This is a genomic window from Pseudomonas sp. TWR1-1-4 (assembly GCF_049897165.1).
In the GTDB taxonomy this organism is placed as follows: domain Bacteria; phylum Pseudomonadota; class Gammaproteobacteria; order Pseudomonadales; family Pseudomonadaceae; genus Aquipseudomonas; species Aquipseudomonas canadensis.
This window is the reverse complement of sequence record NZ_JAFCVS010000007.1, coordinates 223,815-240,855: the sequence shown is the minus strand read 5'-3', so window position 1 is coordinate 240,855 and position 17,041 is coordinate 223,815. Positions and strand designations below refer to the sequence as shown.

The following is a 17,041-nucleotide window of genomic DNA, read 5'->3' as shown; positions in this document are numbered from 1 at the left end:
GATACACCGCCTTCGCGAGCAAGCCCGCTCCCACATTTTTGATCTTCAGTGTGGCTTAGAGCTCGCCGAGGCCGTCGATCAGCGCCTGGTTCTGCTCCGGCGTGCCAATGCTGATCCGCAGGAATTGGGCAATCCGCTCCTGCTTGAAGTGACGAACAATCACCCCTTGCTCACGCAACTTGGCCGCCAGGCCCGCCGCGTCATGCTGTGGGTGACGGGCAAAGATGAAGTTGGCTGCCGACGGCAACACTTCAAAGCCTTTAGCTTCCAACTGTGCCACGACTTTCTCACGGCTATCGATAACCAATCGGCAGGTCTTCTCGAAGTACTCACGGTCCTCGAACGCCGCCGCTGCGCCGACAATCGCCAGGCGATCCAGCGGATAGGAGTTGAAGCTGTTCTTGACGCGCTCCAGCGCTTCGATCAGGTCCGGGTGACCCACGGCCAGGCCCACGCGTAAACCGGCCAGTGAGCGCGATTTGGACAGGGTCTGGGTCACCAGCAGGTTCGGGTAGCGGTCCACCAGGCTGATGGCGGTTTCACCGCCGAAGTCGATATAGGCTTCATCGACCACCACCACCGAGTCCGGGCTGGCCTTGAGGATCTGCTCCACGGCGTCCAGCGCCAGCACGCAGCCGGTGGGCGCGTTCGGGTTGGGGAAGATGATCCCGCCGTTCGGCTTGGCGTAGTCCGCCACGCGGATCTGGAACTGTTCGTCCAGCGGCACCGGAGCGGACTTGATGCCATAGAGCCCGCAGTAAACCGGATAGAAGCTGTAGCTGATATCCGGGAACAGCAGCGGCAGATCGTGCTGGAACAGGCCGTGAAAAATGTGCGCGAGGACTTCATCGGAACCGTTGCCAAGGAACACCTTGCCAGCATCGATCCCGTAATACTTGGCGACCGCCTGCTTGAGCAGGTCGCTGTTTGGGTCCGGGTACAGGCGCAGGTTGTCGTTCAACTCGGCCTGCATCGCGGCCAACGCCTTGGGCGATGGGCCGTAGGGGTTTTCATTGGTGTTGAGCTTGACCAGTTTGGTCAGCTTGGGTTGCTCGCCGGGCACGTAAGGCACGAGGTTCTTGACGAAAGGGCTCCAGAATTTGCTCATGTCTCAGTTCCCCTTCTCTTCAAGGATGCGGTATTCAGCGCTACGGGCGTGAGCGCTCAGGGACTCACCACGGGCCAGCACCGAGGCGGTCTTGCCCAGCTCGGAGGCACCCTGTGGCGAACAGAAGATGATCGACGAACGCTTCTGGAAGTCATACACCCCCAGCGGCGACGAGAAACGCGCAGTGCCGGACGTCGGCAGCACGTGGTTCGGGCCCGCGCAGTAGTCGCCCAGGGCTTCGCTGGTGTGGCGACCCATGAAGATCGCACCGGCGTGGCGGATCGACGGCAACCAGGCTTGCGGATCGGCGACGGACAGCTCCAGGTGCTCCGGCGCGATGCGGTTGGCCACTTCAATGGCCTGCTCCATGTCACGCACCAGGATCAACGCGCCACGGCCATTGATCGACTTCTCGATGATCTCGGCGCGATCCATGGTCGGCAGCAGCTTGTTGATGCTGGCGGCGACTTGGTCGAGGAATTCCGCGTCCGGGCTGACCAGGATCGCCTGGGCGTCTTCGTCGTGCTCGGCCTGGGAGAACAAGTCCATGGCGATCCAGTCCGGATCAGTCTGGCCGTCGCACACCACGAGGATTTCCGACGGGCCGGCGATCATGTCGATACCGACCTGGCCGAACACGTGACGCTTGGCGGTGGCGACGTAGATATTGCCAGGGCCGACCACCTTGTCGACTTTCGGCACGCTCTCAGTGCCATAAGCCAAGGCCGCGACGGCTTGGGCGCCACCAATGGTGAACACGCGGTCGACACCGGCGATGCAGGCGGCGGCCAGCACCAGCTCGTTGATTTCACCGCGCGGGGTTGGCACCACCATAACCACTTCGGTCACGCCCGCCACTTTGGCCGGGATCGCGTTCATCAACACGGACGACGGGTACGACGCCTTGCCGCCCGGCACGTACAGGCCAGCGCGGTCGAGTGGCGTGACCTTCTGGCCCAGCACGGTGCCGTCGGCCTCGGTGTAGCTCCAGGAGTCCTGTTTCTGTTTTTCGTGGTAGCTGCGCACGCGCGCCGCCGCAATTTCCAGGGCTTCGCGCTGAGGTGAAGTAATGCGTGTCAGGGCCAGTTCCAGGCGTTCACGGGGCAGGATCAGGTCGGACATCGACGCGACGTCCAAGCCATCGAACTGGCGGGTGAAGTCCACCAGCGCCGCATCACCGCGCTCGCGCACGGCCTTGATGATGTCGAGTACTCGCCCGTTGACCGAATCGTCGGACACGCTTTCCCAGCTCAGCAGATGATCCAGATGATGGGCAAAATCCGGATCGGCAGCGTTGAGTCGGGCAATTGCAGTGGACGTGGTCATAGCGAGGGCCTCAATAGAATTGGCAAAAACTCAGGCGCCCTAAACTAGCAGTCGTTTCCGCTTGGGCACCTGAGAATTCTGGCTATGAGGCGGATAGACGGGCGCAGCCTTCCGGCTACGCAGGTAAGTCAACCGCGGTGTCGCGACTCCACTGCCTTGCGCAGGGTGTCGATCAACGCCTGGATACGGGCGTGCTGCATCTTCATCGATGCTTTGTTGACGATCAGGCGGGAACTGATGTCGGCAATGAATTCTTGCGGCTCAAGACCGTTGGCACGCAGCGTGTTGCCGGTGTCGACCACGTCGATGATCTTGTCGGCCAGGCCGATCAGCGGCGCCAGCTCCATCGAACCGTAGAGCTTGATGATGTCGACCTGACGACCTTGTTCGGCGTAGTAACGCTTGGCAACGTTGACGAACTTGGTCGCGACGCGCAGGCGGCCTTTGGGCTCGACATCACCGACACGGCCAGCGGTCATCAACTTGCACAGGGCGATACGCAGGTCCAATGGCTCGTACAGGCCCTGGCCGCCGTATTCCATCAACACGTCTTTACCGGCGACACCCAGGTCGGCCGCGCCATGCTCAACGTAGGTCGGCACGTCGGTAGCCCGCACGATCAACAGGCGAACGTCGTCCTGGGTCGTGGGGATGATCAGCTTGCGGCTCTTGTCCGGATTCTCGGTCGGCACGATGCCCGCTTCAGCCAGAAGCGGCAAAGTGTCGTCAAGGATGCGGCCCTTGGACAGTGCGATGGTCAACATGGGAAACGTCAGTCCTTCATCAGGCTATTGCTGCCCGGTCGCAAACGGCGCCGGACACAGATCGAGGCCATTACAGCCTCGATTTGAAACAAATTCAGCATACTGCTTCTTTAATTTGTAGTGAGCGGGCTTGCCCCGCGCTGGGCTGCGAAGCGGCCCTAAAAATCTTGGGAGCGCTTCGCACTCCAGCGCGGGGCAAGCCCGCTCACTACAAACAGCAACTAGCCCGGTACGCGGCGGATTTTTGCGCCGAGCATCTGCAGTTTTTCTTCAATGCACTCGTAACCACGGTCTATGTGGTAGATACGGTCGATCAGGGTATCGCCTTCGGCGATCAGCGCCGAGATCACCAGGCTGGCCGAAGCCCGCAGGTCAGTGGCCATCACTGGCGCGCCCTTGAGTTTCTCGGTGCCGGTAACGATGGCGGTGTTGCCTTCAACCTGGATCTTCGCGCCCATGCGGTGCAGTTCGTACACGTGCATGAAGCGGTTTTCGAAGATGGTCTCGATCACGGCGCCGGTGCCTTCAGCAATGGCGTTCAATGAAATGAACTGCGCCTGCATGTCGGTCGGGAACGCCGGGTACGGAGCGGTGCGCACGTTGACGGCTTTAGGACGCTTGCCGTGCATGTTCAGCTCGATCCAGTCTTCACCGGTGGTGATTTCGGCACCGGCTTCGCGCAGTTTTTCCAGGACCGCTTCCAGGATGGTCGGATCGGTGTCCTTGACCTTGACGCGGCCACCGGTCACGGCGGCGGCAACCAGGTAGGTGCCGGTCTCGATGCGGTCTGGCATGACCTTATAGGTAGCGGTGTGCAGGCGCTCTACACCATCGATGGTGATGGTGTCGGTGCCGGCACCGGAAACCTTGGCACCCATGGCGTTCAGGAAGTTGGCCAGGTCGACCACTTCCGGCTCACGCGCGGCGTTCTGCAGCACGCTGCGGCCTTTGGCCAGGGCAGCGGCCATCATGATGTTCTCGGTACCGGTTACGCTGACGGTATCAAAGAAGAAATTCGCGCCACGCAGGCCGCCTTCCGGCGCCTTGGCCTTGATGTAGCCGCCTTCGACGTCGATCACTGCGCCCATGGCTTCGAGGCCACGGATGTGCAGGTCCACCGGACGCGAACCGATGGCGCAACCGCCAGGCAGGGCGACTTCGGCTTCACCGAAACGAGCAACCATCGGGCCCAGCACCAGGATCGACGCACGCATGGTTTTCACCAGTTCGTACGGGGCGATCAGGGTCTTGATAGTGCGCGGGTCGATTTCGACAGCCAGTTTCTCGTCGATCACCGGCTCAATGCCCATGCGACCGAACAGCTCGATCATGGTGGTGATGTCGTGCAGGTGCGGCAGGTTGGCCACGGTGACCGGGCCATCGCACAGCAGGGTCGCTGCCAGGATCGGCAAGGCGGAGTTTTTTGCACCGGAGATGCGAATCTCGCCATCAAGGCGGGCACCGCCGGTAATAATCAATTTATCCATAAGAATCTCGACGCCTTGGGGGCTCAGGTGCGCTCGGCCCAGGCCGCGCGGCTGAAAAATTTCATAGTGACCGCATGGATGCTGCCATCGGTGATCCACGGGTTCAAATGGGCATAGATCTGCTGTTGACGCTTGACCGGGCTGAGTGCCGCCAGTTCATCGCTAATCACGTTCAGCTGGAAGTTGCAGCCTTCGCCTTCAACTTCAACGGTCGTTTCCGGCAGCTTTCCTTCAAGAAAGCTCTTAACTTCTAGGGCCTGCATGCTCAACCTCTATCGGCGCCCAGTGCGCGCGGGTCGCACATCATACAAAAAAGCCCCGCGCCTGCGAACCCCGCATAGCAGGACTCTGACGGGGGGCCTCTCTAATAATGTGTATTAAGGATGCGCCAGCAGCTCGGTCAACCCGGAAACTTCGGCGATTTCACGCATGTCTTCGGGCATAGCACGGATGCTGACGGACTTTTTAGCCGCTTCGGCATCACGAATGAAGCACAGCAACAACGATAAGCCGACGCTGCTGGACTTGGTCACAGCCGAACAATCCAGCACCAGCGCAGGGGCAGTGCTGGTCTTGATCAAGGCCTGGCCCTGCTTGCGCAGGTCAGGCCCGGAACGGTAGTCCAGCACGCCACTGATGAACAGCTCGCCGGCATCGCCTAGACGAACAGCCGACTCGGTCATTGCGCAGGCTTCCCGGCAGCTTTATCGGTTTCTTCCTTGGCCTTGGCGACTTCACCGGCCCAACCATTGATGGTTTTGTCCAGATCGTTGCCATTGCGCTGCATGGCGTCGGCGAACTGGTCACGGAACAGCTTGCCGATGTTGATCCCGTTGATGATCACGTTACGCAGCTTCCACTCGCCGTTGACCTTCTCCAGCGTGTATTGGACCGGGTAGACGGCGCCGTTGTTGCCCTTGACGCTCATGTTGACGCTGGTGCGATCACCGGACTCGTCACCGGCTGGAGCGACGGTAATACCCTGGTTGTTGTACTCAAGCAAAGCGTTACCGTAGAACTGGAACAGGCCCTTCTTGAAGTTTTCCTGGAACGTCTGCATCTGCGCAGGGGTAGCTTTGCGCGAATACTTGACCGTCATGATGCTTTTGGAAATGCCTTCAGCATCGACCACCGGACCAACAATGGTGTTGAGTGCTTCGTAAAACCGGGAAGGGTCTTGCTTGTACTGTTCTTTGTTGGCTTTCAGGTCAGCCAGCATCTTGCTGGTAGTGTCCTGCACCAGGTCGTGGGCAGAACCTGCAGCGTTAGCCATCAGCGGCAGCGCTGCCAACAACACCAGCAGGCCACGTCGCAAGGTAGAGATCATGAACAGATTCCTCATTTGGCGTCTTTATTGACCGTATTAAGCAGGAATTTACCGATCAGGTCTTCAAGCACCAGCGACGACTGTGTGTCGTGGATTGTCGAGCCATCCTTGAGCAGGGCTGTCTCCCCACCCACGCTGACACCGATGTATTTTTCGCCCAGCAGACCCGCAGTGAGGATAGATGCAGTGGAGTCAGTTGGCAGATTATCTACCTTCTTGTCCAGTTGCATGGTCACTCGCCCGGTGAAGCTGTCGCGATCCAGATCGATTGCCGTGACCTTGCCGATAGTCACACCGGCCATGGTCACTTTAGCTCTGACAGTCAAACCGGCGATATTGTCGAAGTACGCGTAAAGTTTATAAGTGTCGGCGGTGGGACTGGCCGACAGGCCACTGACTCGCAGGGCCAACAACAGTAAAGCCAGGATGCCAGCCAGCAAGAAAAGGCCGACACCGATTTCCACAGTGCGGTTTTGCATCAGAAATCTCCAAACATCAAGGCGGTCAAAATGAAGTCAAGGCCCAGTACCGCCAGTGAGGCGTACACAACGGTCTTGGTGGTGGCGCGACTGATCCCTTCTGAAGTGGGCTCACAGTCGTAGCCTTGGAATACGGCGATCCAGGTGACGACAAAGGCGAAGACGATGCTCTTTATGATGCCGTTGAGCACGTCACCGCTGAAGGTCACGCTGTTTTGCATGTTGGCCCAGTAGGAACCGTCGTAGACGCCCAGCCAGTCCACCGCCACCCACGAACCGCCCCAGATACCGACCACGCTGAAGATCATCGCCAGCAGTGGCAGGGAAATGAAGCCGGCCCACAGGCGTGGGGCAACAATGTACTTGAGCGGGTCCACACCGATCATTTCCAGACTGGACAGCTGTTCGGTGGACTTCATGTTGCCGATTTCGGCGGTCAGCGCGGAACCCGCACGCCCGGCGAACAGCAAGGCGGTCACCACCGGCCCCAGCTCACGCAGCAGCGTCAGGGCGACCATCTGCCCGACCGCCTGCTCCGAACCGTAGCTGGAAAGAATATTGAAGCCCTGCAACGCCAGCACCATGCCGATGAACACCCCGGAGACCACAATGATCACCAGGGACATCACGCCGACCGAATGCAGCTGCTTGACCAGCAGGCCGAAGCCGCCGCCAATACCGCCGCGACCGAGCAGGGCGTGGAACAGGAAAATCGTCGAACGGCCGAGCACTTCGACAATGTCGATACCCGAGCGACCGAAAAGGCGAACCTTCTCGATAAGAGATGTCTTGCGCATCAGCGCTTCCCCAGAAGATCTGAGCGGTAATCCGCTGCCGGAAAGTGAAAAGGCACCGGGCCATCAGGATCGCCGGTCATGAATTGGCGAATGCGCGGGTTGTCTGCGTTCATCAGCTCTTCAGGCGTGCCCTGCCCCAGCACCTGGCCATCGCCGACCACATAGAGGTAATCGGCAATGCTCGCGGTTTCTGCAAGATCGTGGGAAACCACGATACTGGTGATGCCCAGCGCATCATTGAGCAGGCGGATCAAGCGCACCAGCACGCCCATTGCGATGGGGTCCTGGCCGACGAAGGGCTCGTCATACATGAGGATCTGCGGGTCGAGGGCAATGGCGCGCGCCAGGGCCACACGGCGCTTCATCCCACCGGACAGCTCGTCAGGCATCAGGTCGATGGCACCACGAAGGCCTACGGCCTGCAGTTTCAGCAACACGATGTCACGAATCATTTCATCGGACAGTTGGGTGTGCACCCGCAGCGGAAAGGCCACGTTCTCGAACACATCGAGGTCGGTGAACAGCGCACCGCTCTGAAACAGAACGCCCATATGTTTGCGCGCATCGAACAGATCGCTGCGCGACAGCGTCGGCAGGTTCTGGCCATTGACCCACACTTCGCCGGCGCTGGGACGCAATTGCATGCCCATCAGGCGCAACAGGGTGGTCTTGCCGCAACCGGAAGGCCCCATGATGCCCGTGACCTTGCCGCGCGGAATGCGGATATCGACGTTATTGAAGATGCTGCGCGTCCCGCGCTTGAAGGTCAGTCCCTTCAGCTCGACCGCGTAGGCGTTATCGGCACTCATCTAAACTCCTTGGGATGCAGCCTCTCACTCAGACACCACGCTTGCGACAAACGTTTGCAACCGTTGTGCAATAGTTGGCACGTGGGCTGGGCGGACCGAACTGGCGGCGAACTATATCACTGCTGGTACAAGGCGCCCAAGGCCGGAACAGCGCTTGTTCAGATTGGGGACAGGGAAAACTTGTTGCTTAGGATGAATCTCAGGCGCATTGCGAACAAAGCCTGACGAACTAGCGTGAGGGAATTGATCATTACCGCTATAATCGCCGACTTTTCGTCAGGCTATACGATTTCAGACATGAGCCAATCCAGCGACCTTATTCAATCCGCACAACGCACCATCCGCCTCGAGCTTGAAGCCGTAGAAGGCTTGCTGGCGCATATCGACGCAGATTTCGTACGCGCCTGCGAGATGATTCTGGCCAGCAAAGGCCGCGTTGTCGTGGTCGGCATGGGCAAGTCGGGCCACGTCGGCAACAAGATCGCCGCCACCCTGGCCAGCACCGGGACCACCGCATTTTTCGTGCACCCGGCCGAAGCCAGCCACGGTGACATGGGCATGATCACCAAGGATGACATCATCCTGGCGCTGTCAAACTCAGGCACCACCAACGAAATCGTGACCCTGTTGCCGCTGATCAAGCGCCTGGGCATCCAGATGATCAGCCTCACCGGCAACCCGGAATCGACGCTGGCCAAGGCCGCCGAAGTGAACCTGAATGTTCACGTGGACCATGAAGCCTGCCCACTGAACCTGGCACCCACCTCCTCCACCACCGCCGCACTGGTCATGGGCGACGCCCTGGCCGTGGCGTTGCTGGAAGCCCGTGGATTTACCGCTGAAGACTTCGCGTTTTCCCATCCAGGTGGCGCCCTGGGCCGCCGCCTGCTGCTGAAAGTGGAAAACGTCATGCATTCCGGTGATGAACTGCCCCACGTCCAGCGCGGCACCTTGCTGAAGGACGCGTTGATGGAGATGACCCGCAAGGGCCTCGGCATGACCGTGATCCTAGAAGCCGACGGCCGCCTGGCCGGGGTCTTCACCGACGGCGACCTGCGTCGCACCCTGGACCGCACCATTGATATCCACACCGCCACCATCGACGCGGTGATGACCCCCCACGGCAAGACCGCCCGTCCCGAGATGCTGGCGGCCGAAGCCTTGAAAATCATGGAAGACCATAAGATCGGCGCGCTGGTGGTGGTCGATGGCAATGACCACCCGATCGGCGCCCTGAACATGCACGACTTGCTGCGTGCGGGAGTGATGTAAATGACCAGCGACCTGTTGCAACGCGGTAAAAACATCAAATTGGCGATTTTCGACGTTGATGGCGTGCTGACCGATGGCCGCCTGTACTTCCTCGAAGACGGCAGCGAATTCAAGACGTTCAACACCCTCGACGGCCAGGGCATCAAGATGCTGATGGCATCGGGCGTGCAAACGGCGATTATCAGCGGTCGGAAAACTCCGGTTGTGGAACGCCGCGCACAAAACCTGGGGATTCCTCACCTGTATCAGGGCCGCGAGGATAAACTGGTGGTTCTGGACGAGCTTCTTGGCCAACTCAACCTAAGCTTTGAGCAGGTCGCCTACTTGGGCGATGACCTGCCAGACCTGCCGGTGATCCGTCGAGTAGGCCTGGGCATGGCCGTCGCCAATGCGGCGGCGTTTGTTCGCGAGCACGCCCATGGCATCACCACCGCCCGTGGCGGTGAAGGTGCCGCCCGCGAGTTCTGCGAGCTGATCCTGCGTGCCCAGGGCAGCCTTGAAGCGGCCCACGCCGCCTACTTATAGAGCGTTTTATGCTGAGCAAAAAGATTCGCAACTTTCTGATATTCGGGGTCATCGCTGCGCTGTTCCTGGCGGTGGGCTACTGGAACATCAGCCCGGAGCGCTTTCTCGACCAGCCTGCCGCGCAGGTTGATGAGGGGGCTATCGACTATTACGCCATCAATGCCAAGAGCGTGCAGTTCCTGCCCGACGGCAAGGTGCAGTACGAGATGACCTCAGACAAGGTCGAGCACGTGAAGGCCAGCGAAATTACGCTGCTGACCAACCCTGACATGAACATTTACCGCGGCACCGAGTTCCCATGGCACGTCACCAGCAAGCGTGGTGAGGTCAACCCGGACGGTACCGAGGTGGAACTGATCGACTCGGTGCGCGTTGCGCGCACCGACGATAAAAATCGTGAGACCGTGATTACCAGCAGTCGCATGACCGTATTCCCGCAGAAGCAATATGCGCAGACCGAGCAAGACGTTAGAATCGACGGCGCTGGCGGTGTATCGACTGGCAAGGGAATGAAAGCGTATTTGAAAGAAAGCAGGATACACCTGCTATCGAACGTAAGAGGACAGTATGAGGCTCGTTAAAACTCTCCCTATTTTGCTCGGTCTGGGCGCAGCACTGGGAAGCGTGAGCGCCTGGGCTCTGCCGAACGATAGCCAGCAGCCGATCCACATTTCGGCTGACGATGCGCAGCTGGATGACAAGCAAGGCGTCGCTACCTATACCGGCGGCGTGATCATCACCCAGGGTTCGATGAAGATCACCGGCAATACCGTGACGCTTACGCGCACCCAAACTGGCGATATCGACGTGGTGACGTCGGTAGGCAACCTGGCTTACTTCGAACAGAAGCAGTCCGCGACCGATACCGGCCCGATGAAAGGCTATGGCAAGACTATCCAGTACCATGCCCAGCAGAACCGCATCGTGCTGATCGACCAGGCCAAGGTACTGAGCCCCGACGGCAACTCCACGGAAGGTGAAAAAATCACCTATGACACCGTGAAACAGATCGCTAACGCCGGGCGCGCCAATGGCTCCAAGGTCACCGCGCCACGCCCACGTATCGATATGGTTATCCAGCCGAAGAAGAAGGCCGAGTAATGGCAACCCTGAAAGCCCAGCATCTGGCCAAGGCCTATAAAAGCCGTCAGGTCGTGCGCGACGTCAGCCTGTCGATCGACAGCGGCCAGATCGTCGGCTTGCTCGGCCCCAACGGCGCCGGCAAGACCACCTGCTTCTACATGATCGTCGGCCTGGTCCAGGCGGATCAGGGCCGCGTGTTGATCGACGACCTGGACGTGAGCCACCAGCCAATGCACGGCCGTGCGCGCGCCGGTATCGGCTATCTCCCGCAGGAGGCGTCGATCTTCCGCAAACTGTCGGTCGCCGATAACATCATGGCGATCCTCGAGACCCGCAAGGAACTCGACCGTGACGGCCGTCGCAAGGAGCTGGAAAGCCTGCTGCAGGAGTTCCACATCAATCACATCCGCGACAACCTCGGCATGAGCCTGTCCGGCGGCGAGCGTCGTCGCGTGGAAATCGCCCGCGCGCTGGCCACTGCGCCCAAGTTCATCTTGTTGGACGAACCGTTTGCCGGCGTCGACCCGATCTCGGTCGGCGACATCAAGCAGATCATCCATCACCTCAAGGCCAAGGGCATTGGCGTGTTGATCACTGACCACAACGTCCGTGAGACCCTCGATATCTGCGAGACCGCGTATATCGTCAACGATGGCCAACTGATCGCCGAAGGTGATTCCGCCACCATCCTGGCCAACGAACTGGTCAAGGAAGTGTACCTGGGTCACGAGTTCCGCCTGTAAACACCGTGGTGTCACGGCCGTTTGCCGAGGTGCGCGGGAGTCAATGAAAACCTCCGGATTTTTATTGTTACCGCGCTCTAGGCAAAGCCCCCGACATCAGGCATATAATTTGCTTATGTTTGGCGCTCACGCGCCCTGTCGTGGATGGCGCATTGCGCCGGCGAATAAGGTGTTAAGCCCCTGCCATGAAACCATCGCTAGTCCTGAGAATGGGCCAGCAGCTGACGATGACACCGCAGCTGCAACAGGCCATCCGCCTGCTCCAATTGTCGACCCTGGACCTGCAACAGGAAATCCAGGAGGCCCTGGAGTCCAATCCGATGCTCGAACGCCAGGAAGAAGGCGACGACTTCGATAACGCAGACCCGCTGGCCGATAACATCGAGCAAAAACCCAATTCCGACGTGCAGGAACCTTCCTATCAGGAAACCGCCCCAACGGTGGATAACCTTGAGGAAGGCGAATGGAACGAACGCATCCCCAACGAACTTCCCGTCGACACGGCCTGGGAAGACGTCTACCAGACCAGCGCCAGCAGCCTGCCCAGCAACGACGATGACGAGTGGGACTTCACCACCCGCACCTCCGCCGGTGAAAGCCTGCAGAGCCACTTGCTGTGGCAACTGAACCTGGCGCCGATGTCGGACACCGACCGCCTGATCGCCGTAACCCTGATCGACTGCATCAACAACCAGGGTTATCTAGACGAGACGCTCGAAGAAATTCTTGAAGCGTTCGACCCGGAACTGGATATCGAGCTGGACGAGATCGAAGCCGTCCTGCACCGCATCCAGCAATTCGAGCCTGCCGGGATCGGCGCGCGCACCCTGAGCGAATGCCTGCTGCTGCAATTGCGCCAACTGCCGGCCAAGACGCCTTGGCTCGCCGAGGCCCAGCGCCTGGTCACCGATTACATCGACCTGCTGGGCAGTCGCGACTACAGCCAGTTGATGCGTCGCATGAAGCTCAAGGAAGACGACCTGCGCCAGGTCATCGAGCTGGTACAGAGCCTCAACCCACGCCCCGGCTCGCAGATCGAGTCCAGCGAAGCCGAATACGTAGTGCCCGACGTCATTGTGCGCAAGGACAATGAGCGCTGGTTGGTGGAGCTGAACCAGGAATCGGTGCCACGCCTGCGGGTCAATCCGCAATACGCCGGTTTCGTGCGTCGCGCCGACACCAGCGCCGACAACACCTTCATGCGTAACCAGCTGCAGGAAGCCCGCTGGTTCATCAAGAGCCTGCAAAGCCGCAACGAAACCCTGATGAAAGTGGCCACCCAGATCGTCGAGCACCAGCGCGGCTTCCTGGAGTACGGCGACGAAGCCATGAAACCGCTGGTGCTGCATGATATCGCCGAAGCGGTCGGCATGCATGAATCGACGATTTCGCGGGTTACCACGCAAAAATTCATGCATACCCCACGGGGTATATATGAGCTGAAATACTTTTTCTCCAGCCACGTCAGCACCTCCGAAGGCGGTGAATGCTCGTCCACGGCGATCCGCGCGATCATCAAAAAACTGGTTGCCGCGGAAAATCAGAAAAAGCCATTGAGTGACAGTAAGATCGCTGGTTTACTGGAGGCACAAGGCATTCAGGTCGCCCGTCGAACCGTCGCCAAGTACCGCGAGTCCCTCGGGATCGCGCCTTCCAGCGAGCGTAAGCGTTTGATGTGACGGGCGGGCCATAGCGTTCCAGTGGCGGGTATTCCTACCCGCCGCTTTATGCACTGGCAACGAAGGAGAAGCTGTATGCAAGTCAACATCAGTGGACACCAGCTGGAAGTCACCAAACCCCTGCGTGAATACACCGAAAGCAAGCTGAACAAGCTGGCAGGGCATTTTGACAAGATCACAAACGTGCAGGTCATCATGGAGGTCGATAAGCTCAAGCAGAAAATCGAGGCCACCCTGCACGTACCGAATGCAAAGCTCGTCGCCAATGCGGAGCATGAAGACATGTACGCGGCGATCGACTCGCTCTACGACAAGCTGGACCGCCAACTCATAAAGCATAAGGAAAAGAATCTGCACCTGATGCAAGGTACAGGTCGCTAACTCTCCCCCCATGATCCGACTTGAAACCATCCTGACCCCCGGCCGTTCCCTTGTGAACGCGCCGGGCGGCAGTAAAAAGAAAGCCCTTGAACAAATTGCCAACCTGATCAGCAGCCAAGTGCCTGATCTGGAGATGCAGGATGTCTTCGAGGCTCTGATTGCCCGTGAAAAACTCGGTTCGACCGGTTTTGGCAACGGCATCGCCATCCCCCACTGCCGACTCAAAGGCTGCGAGACACCCGTCAGCGCCTTGCTGCACCTGGAAAAATCCATTGATTTCGATGCTATCGATGGTGCACCGGTCGACCTGCTGTTCGTGCTGCTGGTCCCGGAAGCCGCCACCGATGCGCACCTGGAACTGCTTCGGCAGATCGCCAGCATGCTCGACCGCAAGGAAGTACGCGACAGACTGCGCAGTGCCAGCAGCAACGAGGCGCTGTATCAGGTTGTCCTGGATGAACAGAACGGGCAGTAATCATGCGTTTGATCATCGTCAGCGGCCGCTCCGGCTCGGGTAAAAGCACCGCCCTCAACGTACTTGAGGATAACGGTTTCTATTGCATCGACAACTTGCCCGCCGGCCTGCTGCCGGAATTGGCGGAACGCGCGTTGATTCACACCGAACTGGCGCAACCCCTGGTCGCCGTCTCGATTGATGCCCGCAACCTGCCCAGCCACCTTGAGCGTTTCCCGCAATTGCTCGAGGAAGTGCGGGCCAAGCACATTCATTGCGACGTGCTTTACCTGGATGCCGACGAAGAGACGCTGCTCAAGCGATTCTCGGAAACCCGCCGGCGTCACCCCCTCAGCAGCCCTCACCGCTCCCTGGCCGAAGCCATCGAAGACGAAACCAAGCTGCTGGGGCCGATCATTGACCTCGCCGATCTCAAGATCAACACCACCAGCCTCAACCTGTACCAGTTGCGCGATGCCATCAAGCTGCGCCTTCTGAACCAGCCCGAGCCAGGTACGGCGTTTCTGGTCGAGTCGTTTGGTTTCAAGCGCGGCATGCCGGTGGACGCCGACTTGGTGTTCGACGTGCGCTGCCTGCCTAACCCTTACTGGAAGCCGGAACTGCGCGAACAGTCGGGGCTGGACCAGCCCGTGGCCGATTACCTGGCCGCGCAACCGGATGTGGAGGAGATGTTTCAGGACATCTCCAGTTACCTGCTTAAGTGGCTTCCGCGTTTTGCCGCCAGCAACCGGGCTTATGTCACCATTGCCATCGGCTGCACCGGTGGGCATCACCGCTCCGTCTACCTGACTGAGCGCCTGGGCCAGGTGTTGCAACAAACCCTCAAGAATGTCCAGGTCCGCCACCGCGACCTTAGCTGAAAGGAACACCCCCGCGATGCCCGCTCTGGAAATTGAAATCATCAACAAACTGGGCCTGCATGCCCGCGCTTCGGCTAAATTCGTGGGCGTGGCCGGGAAGTTTCCCTGCCAGGTGCGCGCCGGTCGCTCACCGGAAACGATGGTCGACGGCAAAAGCATCATGGCGATGATGATGCTGGCGGCGGGCAAAGGCACCAAGATTCACTTGAAGACCGAAGGTGAGCAGGAGCAGGAAGCGATGGACGCCCTGGTGGCGCTGATCAACAACTACTTCGACGAAGGCGAATAACGCTCTGTAGGAGCCCGGCTTGCCGGCGATGGCGTCGCCAAGCGCACCGCTCGTCTCAGGATTGATCGCCGGCAAGCCGGCTCCTACAAGGGAGCGGTTTACCCCAAGGCCGTGTCCATCACCATCATCAAGCAGAACCCGACGCACAGCCCTAGGCTGGCGAGTTTTTCGTGACCATTACGTCGCGACTCGGGGATCACTTCGTGAGTCACCACCAACAGCATCGCACCGGCTGCCAAGGCCAAGCCTAGCGGCAGAAGCACCTCGGCCAGGCTTACCAACCAGGCACATAGCACGGCAAATACCGGCTCCACCAGGCCTGACGCCGCGCCGATCAGGAACGCCTTGACCCGCGACATCCCGGCCCCGGCCAACACCAACGCAATCACCAGCCCTTCAGGCACGTCCTGCAAGGCAATGCCCATGGCCAGGCTGTCGGCATCCGGCATGCCGCCGCCTGCCGAGACGCCCACCGCCATACCTTCCGGGATGTTGTGGGCGATGATGGCAAACACAAACAGCCAGATACGCGGCGGAATCACCGGTTTTTCCGGCGTGCCCACCAGCATTTCCGGGCTGGCACCGGAGACCTTGCGGTCCACCAGATACAGCCCGAAAGCACCCAATATGATGCCAAAACTGATCAAACCGCTGGCGCCCCAGGGCGAAAGCCCCAGGCCTTCAGCTGCGGCAATGCCCGGCACGATCAGCGAAAACGCCGTCGCCGCCAGCATGACGCCAGCCCCAAAGCCCAGCAGCGTATCGCTCAATGCCACCGGCATGCGTCGAATAACCAGCACAGGTACCGCGCCGAGCGCCGTGCCGAGCGCACAGAGGGATCCCCCCTGCAGGGCGCGCAGAATGCGTGGTTCCAGGTTCAGCCAAGCCAGCCCGTGGGCCACCAGCAATGCGGTACCTGCCAATAGCAGCAGCGAGCCAAGCGCATAACGAAACATTCGCCCGCTGCTGATCGCCAGTGTTTCAGTGCCCATAGTCGGCCTTAGATCTTGTTATGAAGGTGAGTGTCAGGCCACGGCAGCCTGATAGCGTGCGGCGACTTCCGACCAATTAATGACACTGTAGAAGGCATTGATGTATTCCGGGCGGCGGTTCTGGTACAGCAGGTAGTAGGCATGCTCCCAGACGTCCAGGCCGAGGATCGGGGTATTGCCGTTCATCAGCGGGCTGTCCTGGTTACCGCTGCTCTCCACCACCAGGGTCTTCTGCGGAGTGACGCTCAGCCAGGCCCAGCCACTGCCGAAACGGGTCAATGCGGCCTTGGTGAACGCCTCCTTGAAGCTGTCGAAACCGCCCAATTGCTCCTCAATGGCCTTGCCCAGCGCACCATCGGGTTTGCCGCCACCTTTGGGCGACATCACCGCCCAGAACAGCGAGTGGTTGGCATGACCACCGCCCTGATTGATCACGGCTGCACGCAGTTTTTCCGGCAGTTGCTGCACGCTGGAGACCAGCTTCTCGACCGGCCAGCCAGCGAACTCGGTGCCCTCGACGGCGGCGTTGAGATTGTTGATGTAGGTCTGGTGGTGCTTGGTGTAGTGGATTTCCATGGTTTGCGCATCGATATGCGGTTCCAGGGCGTCGTAGGCGTAAGGCAATGCAGGCAAGGTATAAGTCAT

Annotated in this window: 22 protein-coding genes; 10 read left to right on the top strand and 12 right to left on the bottom strand. The window is 59.7% G+C overall.

Annotated elements, in window-relative coordinates; all coding sequences use genetic code 11:
* Positions 1-55: 55 nt before the first annotated feature.
* From hisC to ACP7C6_RS23100, 10 genes are all read right to left on the bottom strand, one after another.
* Positions 56-1,108 carry a histidinol-phosphate transaminase gene (hisC, locus tag ACP7C6_RS23145; protein ID WP_426109289.1) on the bottom strand — a complete coding sequence of 351 codons (1,053 nt, stop codon included), beginning with the start codon at positions 1,106-1,108 and terminating at the stop codon, positions 56-58.
* 3 nt (positions 1,109-1,111) lie between these two features.
* Positions 1,112-2,434 (bottom strand): histidinol dehydrogenase, encoded by a 1,323-nt coding sequence (hisD, locus tag ACP7C6_RS23140; protein WP_426109288.1) that lies wholly within the window; start codon positions 2,432-2,434, stop codon positions 1,112-1,114.
* Between the two features lie 128 nt (positions 2,435-2,562).
* Positions 2,563-3,198 carry an ATP phosphoribosyltransferase gene (gene hisG, locus ACP7C6_RS23135; RefSeq protein WP_010213102.1) on the bottom strand — a complete coding sequence of 212 codons (636 nt, stop codon included), beginning with the start codon at positions 3,196-3,198 and terminating at the stop codon, positions 2,563-2,565.
* A 221-nt stretch (positions 3,199-3,419) separates the two neighbouring features.
* Positions 3,420-4,685 (bottom strand): UDP-N-acetylglucosamine 1-carboxyvinyltransferase, encoded by a 1,266-nt coding sequence (murA, locus tag ACP7C6_RS23130; RefSeq protein ID WP_010213103.1) that lies wholly within the window; start codon positions 4,683-4,685, stop codon positions 3,420-3,422.
* Positions 4,686-4,708: 23 nt separating this feature from the next.
* Positions 4,709-4,948, bottom strand: a complete 240-nt coding sequence (locus ACP7C6_RS23125) for a BolA family protein (RefSeq protein WP_003188597.1) — start codon at positions 4,946-4,948, stop codon at positions 4,709-4,711.
* A 114-nt stretch (positions 4,949-5,062) separates the two neighbouring features.
* A complete protein-coding gene (locus tag ACP7C6_RS23120; RefSeq protein ID WP_426109287.1) occupies positions 5,063-5,368 on the bottom strand; it encodes an STAS domain-containing protein in 306 nt (101 codons plus the stop codon).
* Positions 5,365-6,012, bottom strand: coding sequence for an MlaC/ttg2D family ABC transporter substrate-binding protein (locus ACP7C6_RS23115; protein WP_028618863.1), 648 nt, complete (start codon positions 6,010-6,012; stop codon positions 5,365-5,367). The genes ACP7C6_RS23120 and ACP7C6_RS23115 overlap by 4 nt, the downstream gene beginning before the upstream one ends.
* 11 nt (positions 6,013-6,023) lie before the next feature.
* Positions 6,024-6,491, bottom strand: coding sequence for an outer membrane lipid asymmetry maintenance protein MlaD (gene mlaD / locus ACP7C6_RS23110; protein ID WP_003171814.1), 468 nt, complete (start codon positions 6,489-6,491; stop codon positions 6,024-6,026).
* Positions 6,491-7,288: a lipid asymmetry maintenance ABC transporter permease subunit MlaE gene (mlaE, locus tag ACP7C6_RS23105; RefSeq protein ID WP_028618862.1), complete on the bottom strand. Its 798-nt coding sequence runs from the start codon at positions 7,286-7,288 to the stop codon at positions 6,491-6,493. The genes mlaD and mlaE overlap by 1 nt, the downstream gene beginning before the upstream one ends.
* On the bottom strand, positions 7,288-8,097 hold the full coding sequence (locus ACP7C6_RS23100) for an ATP-binding cassette domain-containing protein (protein ID WP_003171811.1): 810 nt from the start codon (positions 8,095-8,097) through the stop codon (positions 7,288-7,290). Before ACP7C6_RS23100 ends, mlaE begins: the two co-directional genes overlap by 1 nt.
* 297 nt (positions 8,098-8,394) lie before the next feature.
* Here ACP7C6_RS23100 and ACP7C6_RS23095 point away from each other — a divergent pair, with 297 nt between their 5' ends.
* The 10 genes from ACP7C6_RS23095 to ACP7C6_RS23050 all read left to right on the top strand — a co-directional run bounded on the left by ACP7C6_RS23095 (position 8,395) and on the right by ACP7C6_RS23050 (position 15,404).
* The gene (locus ACP7C6_RS23095; protein ID WP_028618861.1) at positions 8,395-9,369 is read left to right on the top strand and encodes a KpsF/GutQ family sugar-phosphate isomerase; all 975 of its coding nucleotides are present in this window, start codon (positions 8,395-8,397) and stop codon (positions 9,367-9,369) included.
* Complete coding sequence (locus tag ACP7C6_RS23090) at positions 9,370-9,894, top strand: KdsC family phosphatase (protein WP_426109286.1); 525 nt, start codon at positions 9,370-9,372, stop codon at positions 9,892-9,894.
* 8 nt (positions 9,895-9,902) lie between these two features.
* On the top strand, positions 9,903-10,475 hold the full coding sequence (gene lptC / locus ACP7C6_RS23085; RefSeq protein ID WP_028618860.1) for an LPS export ABC transporter periplasmic protein LptC: 573 nt from the start codon (positions 9,903-9,905) through the stop codon (positions 10,473-10,475).
* Positions 10,462-10,995: a lipopolysaccharide transport periplasmic protein LptA gene (gene lptA, locus ACP7C6_RS23080; RefSeq protein ID WP_028618859.1), complete on the top strand. Its 534-nt coding sequence runs from the start codon at positions 10,462-10,464 to the stop codon at positions 10,993-10,995. Before lptC ends, lptA begins: the two co-directional genes overlap by 14 nt.
* Entirely contained in the window at positions 10,995-11,720 is a 726-nt protein-coding gene (gene lptB / locus ACP7C6_RS23075) for an LPS export ABC transporter ATP-binding protein (RefSeq protein WP_003171806.1), read from the top strand. The genes lptA and lptB overlap by 1 nt, the downstream gene beginning before the upstream one ends.
* A 185-nt stretch (positions 11,721-11,905) precedes the next feature.
* Positions 11,906-13,399 carry an RNA polymerase factor sigma-54 gene (locus tag ACP7C6_RS23070; protein WP_016974289.1) on the top strand — a complete coding sequence of 498 codons (1,494 nt, stop codon included), beginning with the start codon at positions 11,906-11,908 and terminating at the stop codon, positions 13,397-13,399.
* Positions 13,400-13,474: 75 nt separating this feature from the next.
* A complete protein-coding gene (gene hpf, locus ACP7C6_RS23065; protein WP_003171804.1) occupies positions 13,475-13,780 on the top strand; it encodes a ribosome hibernation-promoting factor, HPF/YfiA family in 306 nt (101 codons plus the stop codon).
* Positions 13,781-13,790: 10 nt separating this feature from the next.
* Positions 13,791-14,255 carry a PTS IIA-like nitrogen regulatory protein PtsN gene (gene ptsN / locus ACP7C6_RS23060; protein ID WP_028618858.1) on the top strand — a complete coding sequence of 155 codons (465 nt, stop codon included), beginning with the start codon at positions 13,791-13,793 and terminating at the stop codon, positions 14,253-14,255.
* Positions 14,256-14,257: 2 nt separating this feature from the next.
* Positions 14,258-15,115 carry an RNase adapter RapZ gene (rapZ, locus tag ACP7C6_RS23055; protein WP_028618857.1) on the top strand — a complete coding sequence of 286 codons (858 nt, stop codon included), beginning with the start codon at positions 14,258-14,260 and terminating at the stop codon, positions 15,113-15,115.
* 16 nt (positions 15,116-15,131) lie between these two features.
* Positions 15,132-15,404: an HPr family phosphocarrier protein gene (locus ACP7C6_RS23050; RefSeq protein ID WP_305383565.1), complete on the top strand. Its 273-nt coding sequence runs from the start codon at positions 15,132-15,134 to the stop codon at positions 15,402-15,404.
* 98 nt (positions 15,405-15,502) lie between these two features.
* On the opposite strand, the gene ACP7C6_RS23045 is transcribed toward ACP7C6_RS23050, so the two are convergent.
* Both ACP7C6_RS23045 and ACP7C6_RS23040 read right to left on the bottom strand, forming a co-directional pair.
* A complete protein-coding gene (locus ACP7C6_RS23045) occupies positions 15,503-16,396 on the bottom strand; it encodes a ZIP family metal transporter (protein WP_426109285.1) in 894 nt (297 codons plus the stop codon).
* 33 nt (positions 16,397-16,429) lie between these two features.
* On the bottom strand, positions 16,430-17,041 hold the full coding sequence (locus tag ACP7C6_RS23040; RefSeq protein ID WP_028618854.1) for a superoxide dismutase: 612 nt from the start codon (positions 17,039-17,041) through the stop codon (positions 16,430-16,432).

Bases quoted from the DNA above. Each gene is read 5' to 3' on its own strand.
- hisC (WP_426109289.1), bottom strand. From the start codon at position 1,108: ATGAGCAAATTCTGGAGCCCTTTCGTCAAGAACCTCGTGCCTTACGTG.
- hisD (WP_426109288.1), bottom strand. From the start codon at position 2,434: ATGACCACGTCCACTGCAATTGCCCGACTCAACGCTGCCGATCCGGAT.
- hisG (WP_010213102.1), bottom strand. From the start codon at position 3,198: ATGTTGACCATCGCACTGTCCAAGGGCCGCATCCTTGACGACACTTTG.
- murA (WP_010213103.1), bottom strand. From the start codon at position 4,685: ATGGATAAATTGATTATTACCGGCGGTGCCCGCCTTGATGGCGAGATT.
- ACP7C6_RS23125 (WP_003188597.1), bottom strand. From the start codon at position 4,948: ATGCAGGCCCTAGAAGTTAAGAGCTTTCTTGAAGGAAAGCTGCCGGAA.
- ACP7C6_RS23120 (WP_426109287.1), bottom strand. From the start codon at position 5,368: ATGACCGAGTCGGCTGTTCGTCTAGGCGATGCCGGCGAGCTGTTCATC.
- ACP7C6_RS23115 (WP_028618863.1), bottom strand. From the start codon at position 6,012: ATGATCTCTACCTTGCGACGTGGCCTGCTGGTGTTGTTGGCAGCGCTG.
- mlaD (WP_003171814.1), bottom strand. From the start codon at position 6,491: ATGCAAAACCGCACTGTGGAAATCGGTGTCGGCCTTTTCTTGCTGGCT.
- mlaE (WP_028618862.1), bottom strand. From the start codon at position 7,288: ATGCGCAAGACATCTCTTATCGAGAAGGTTCGCCTTTTCGGTCGCTCG.
- ACP7C6_RS23100 (WP_003171811.1), bottom strand. From the start codon at position 8,097: ATGAGTGCCGATAACGCCTACGCGGTCGAGCTGAAGGGACTGACCTTC.
- ACP7C6_RS23095 (WP_028618861.1), top strand. From the start codon at position 8,395: ATGAGCCAATCCAGCGACCTTATTCAATCCGCACAACGCACCATCCGC.
- ACP7C6_RS23090 (WP_426109286.1), top strand. From the start codon at position 9,370: ATGACCAGCGACCTGTTGCAACGCGGTAAAAACATCAAATTGGCGATT.
- lptC (WP_028618860.1), top strand. From the start codon at position 9,903: ATGCTGAGCAAAAAGATTCGCAACTTTCTGATATTCGGGGTCATCGCT.
- lptA (WP_028618859.1), top strand. From the start codon at position 10,462: ATGAGGCTCGTTAAAACTCTCCCTATTTTGCTCGGTCTGGGCGCAGCA.
- lptB (WP_003171806.1), top strand. From the start codon at position 10,995: ATGGCAACCCTGAAAGCCCAGCATCTGGCCAAGGCCTATAAAAGCCGT.
- ACP7C6_RS23070 (WP_016974289.1), top strand. From the start codon at position 11,906: ATGAAACCATCGCTAGTCCTGAGAATGGGCCAGCAGCTGACGATGACA.
- hpf (WP_003171804.1), top strand. From the start codon at position 13,475: ATGCAAGTCAACATCAGTGGACACCAGCTGGAAGTCACCAAACCCCTG.
- ptsN (WP_028618858.1), top strand. From the start codon at position 13,791: ATGATCCGACTTGAAACCATCCTGACCCCCGGCCGTTCCCTTGTGAAC.
- rapZ (WP_028618857.1), top strand. From the start codon at position 14,258: ATGCGTTTGATCATCGTCAGCGGCCGCTCCGGCTCGGGTAAAAGCACC.
- ACP7C6_RS23050 (WP_305383565.1), top strand. From the start codon at position 15,132: ATGCCCGCTCTGGAAATTGAAATCATCAACAAACTGGGCCTGCATGCC.
- ACP7C6_RS23045 (WP_426109285.1), bottom strand. From the start codon at position 16,396: ATGGGCACTGAAACACTGGCGATCAGCAGCGGGCGAATGTTTCGTTAT.
- ACP7C6_RS23040 (WP_028618854.1), bottom strand. From the start codon at position 17,041: ATGACTTATACCTTGCCTGCATTGCCTTACGCCTACGACGCCCTGGAA.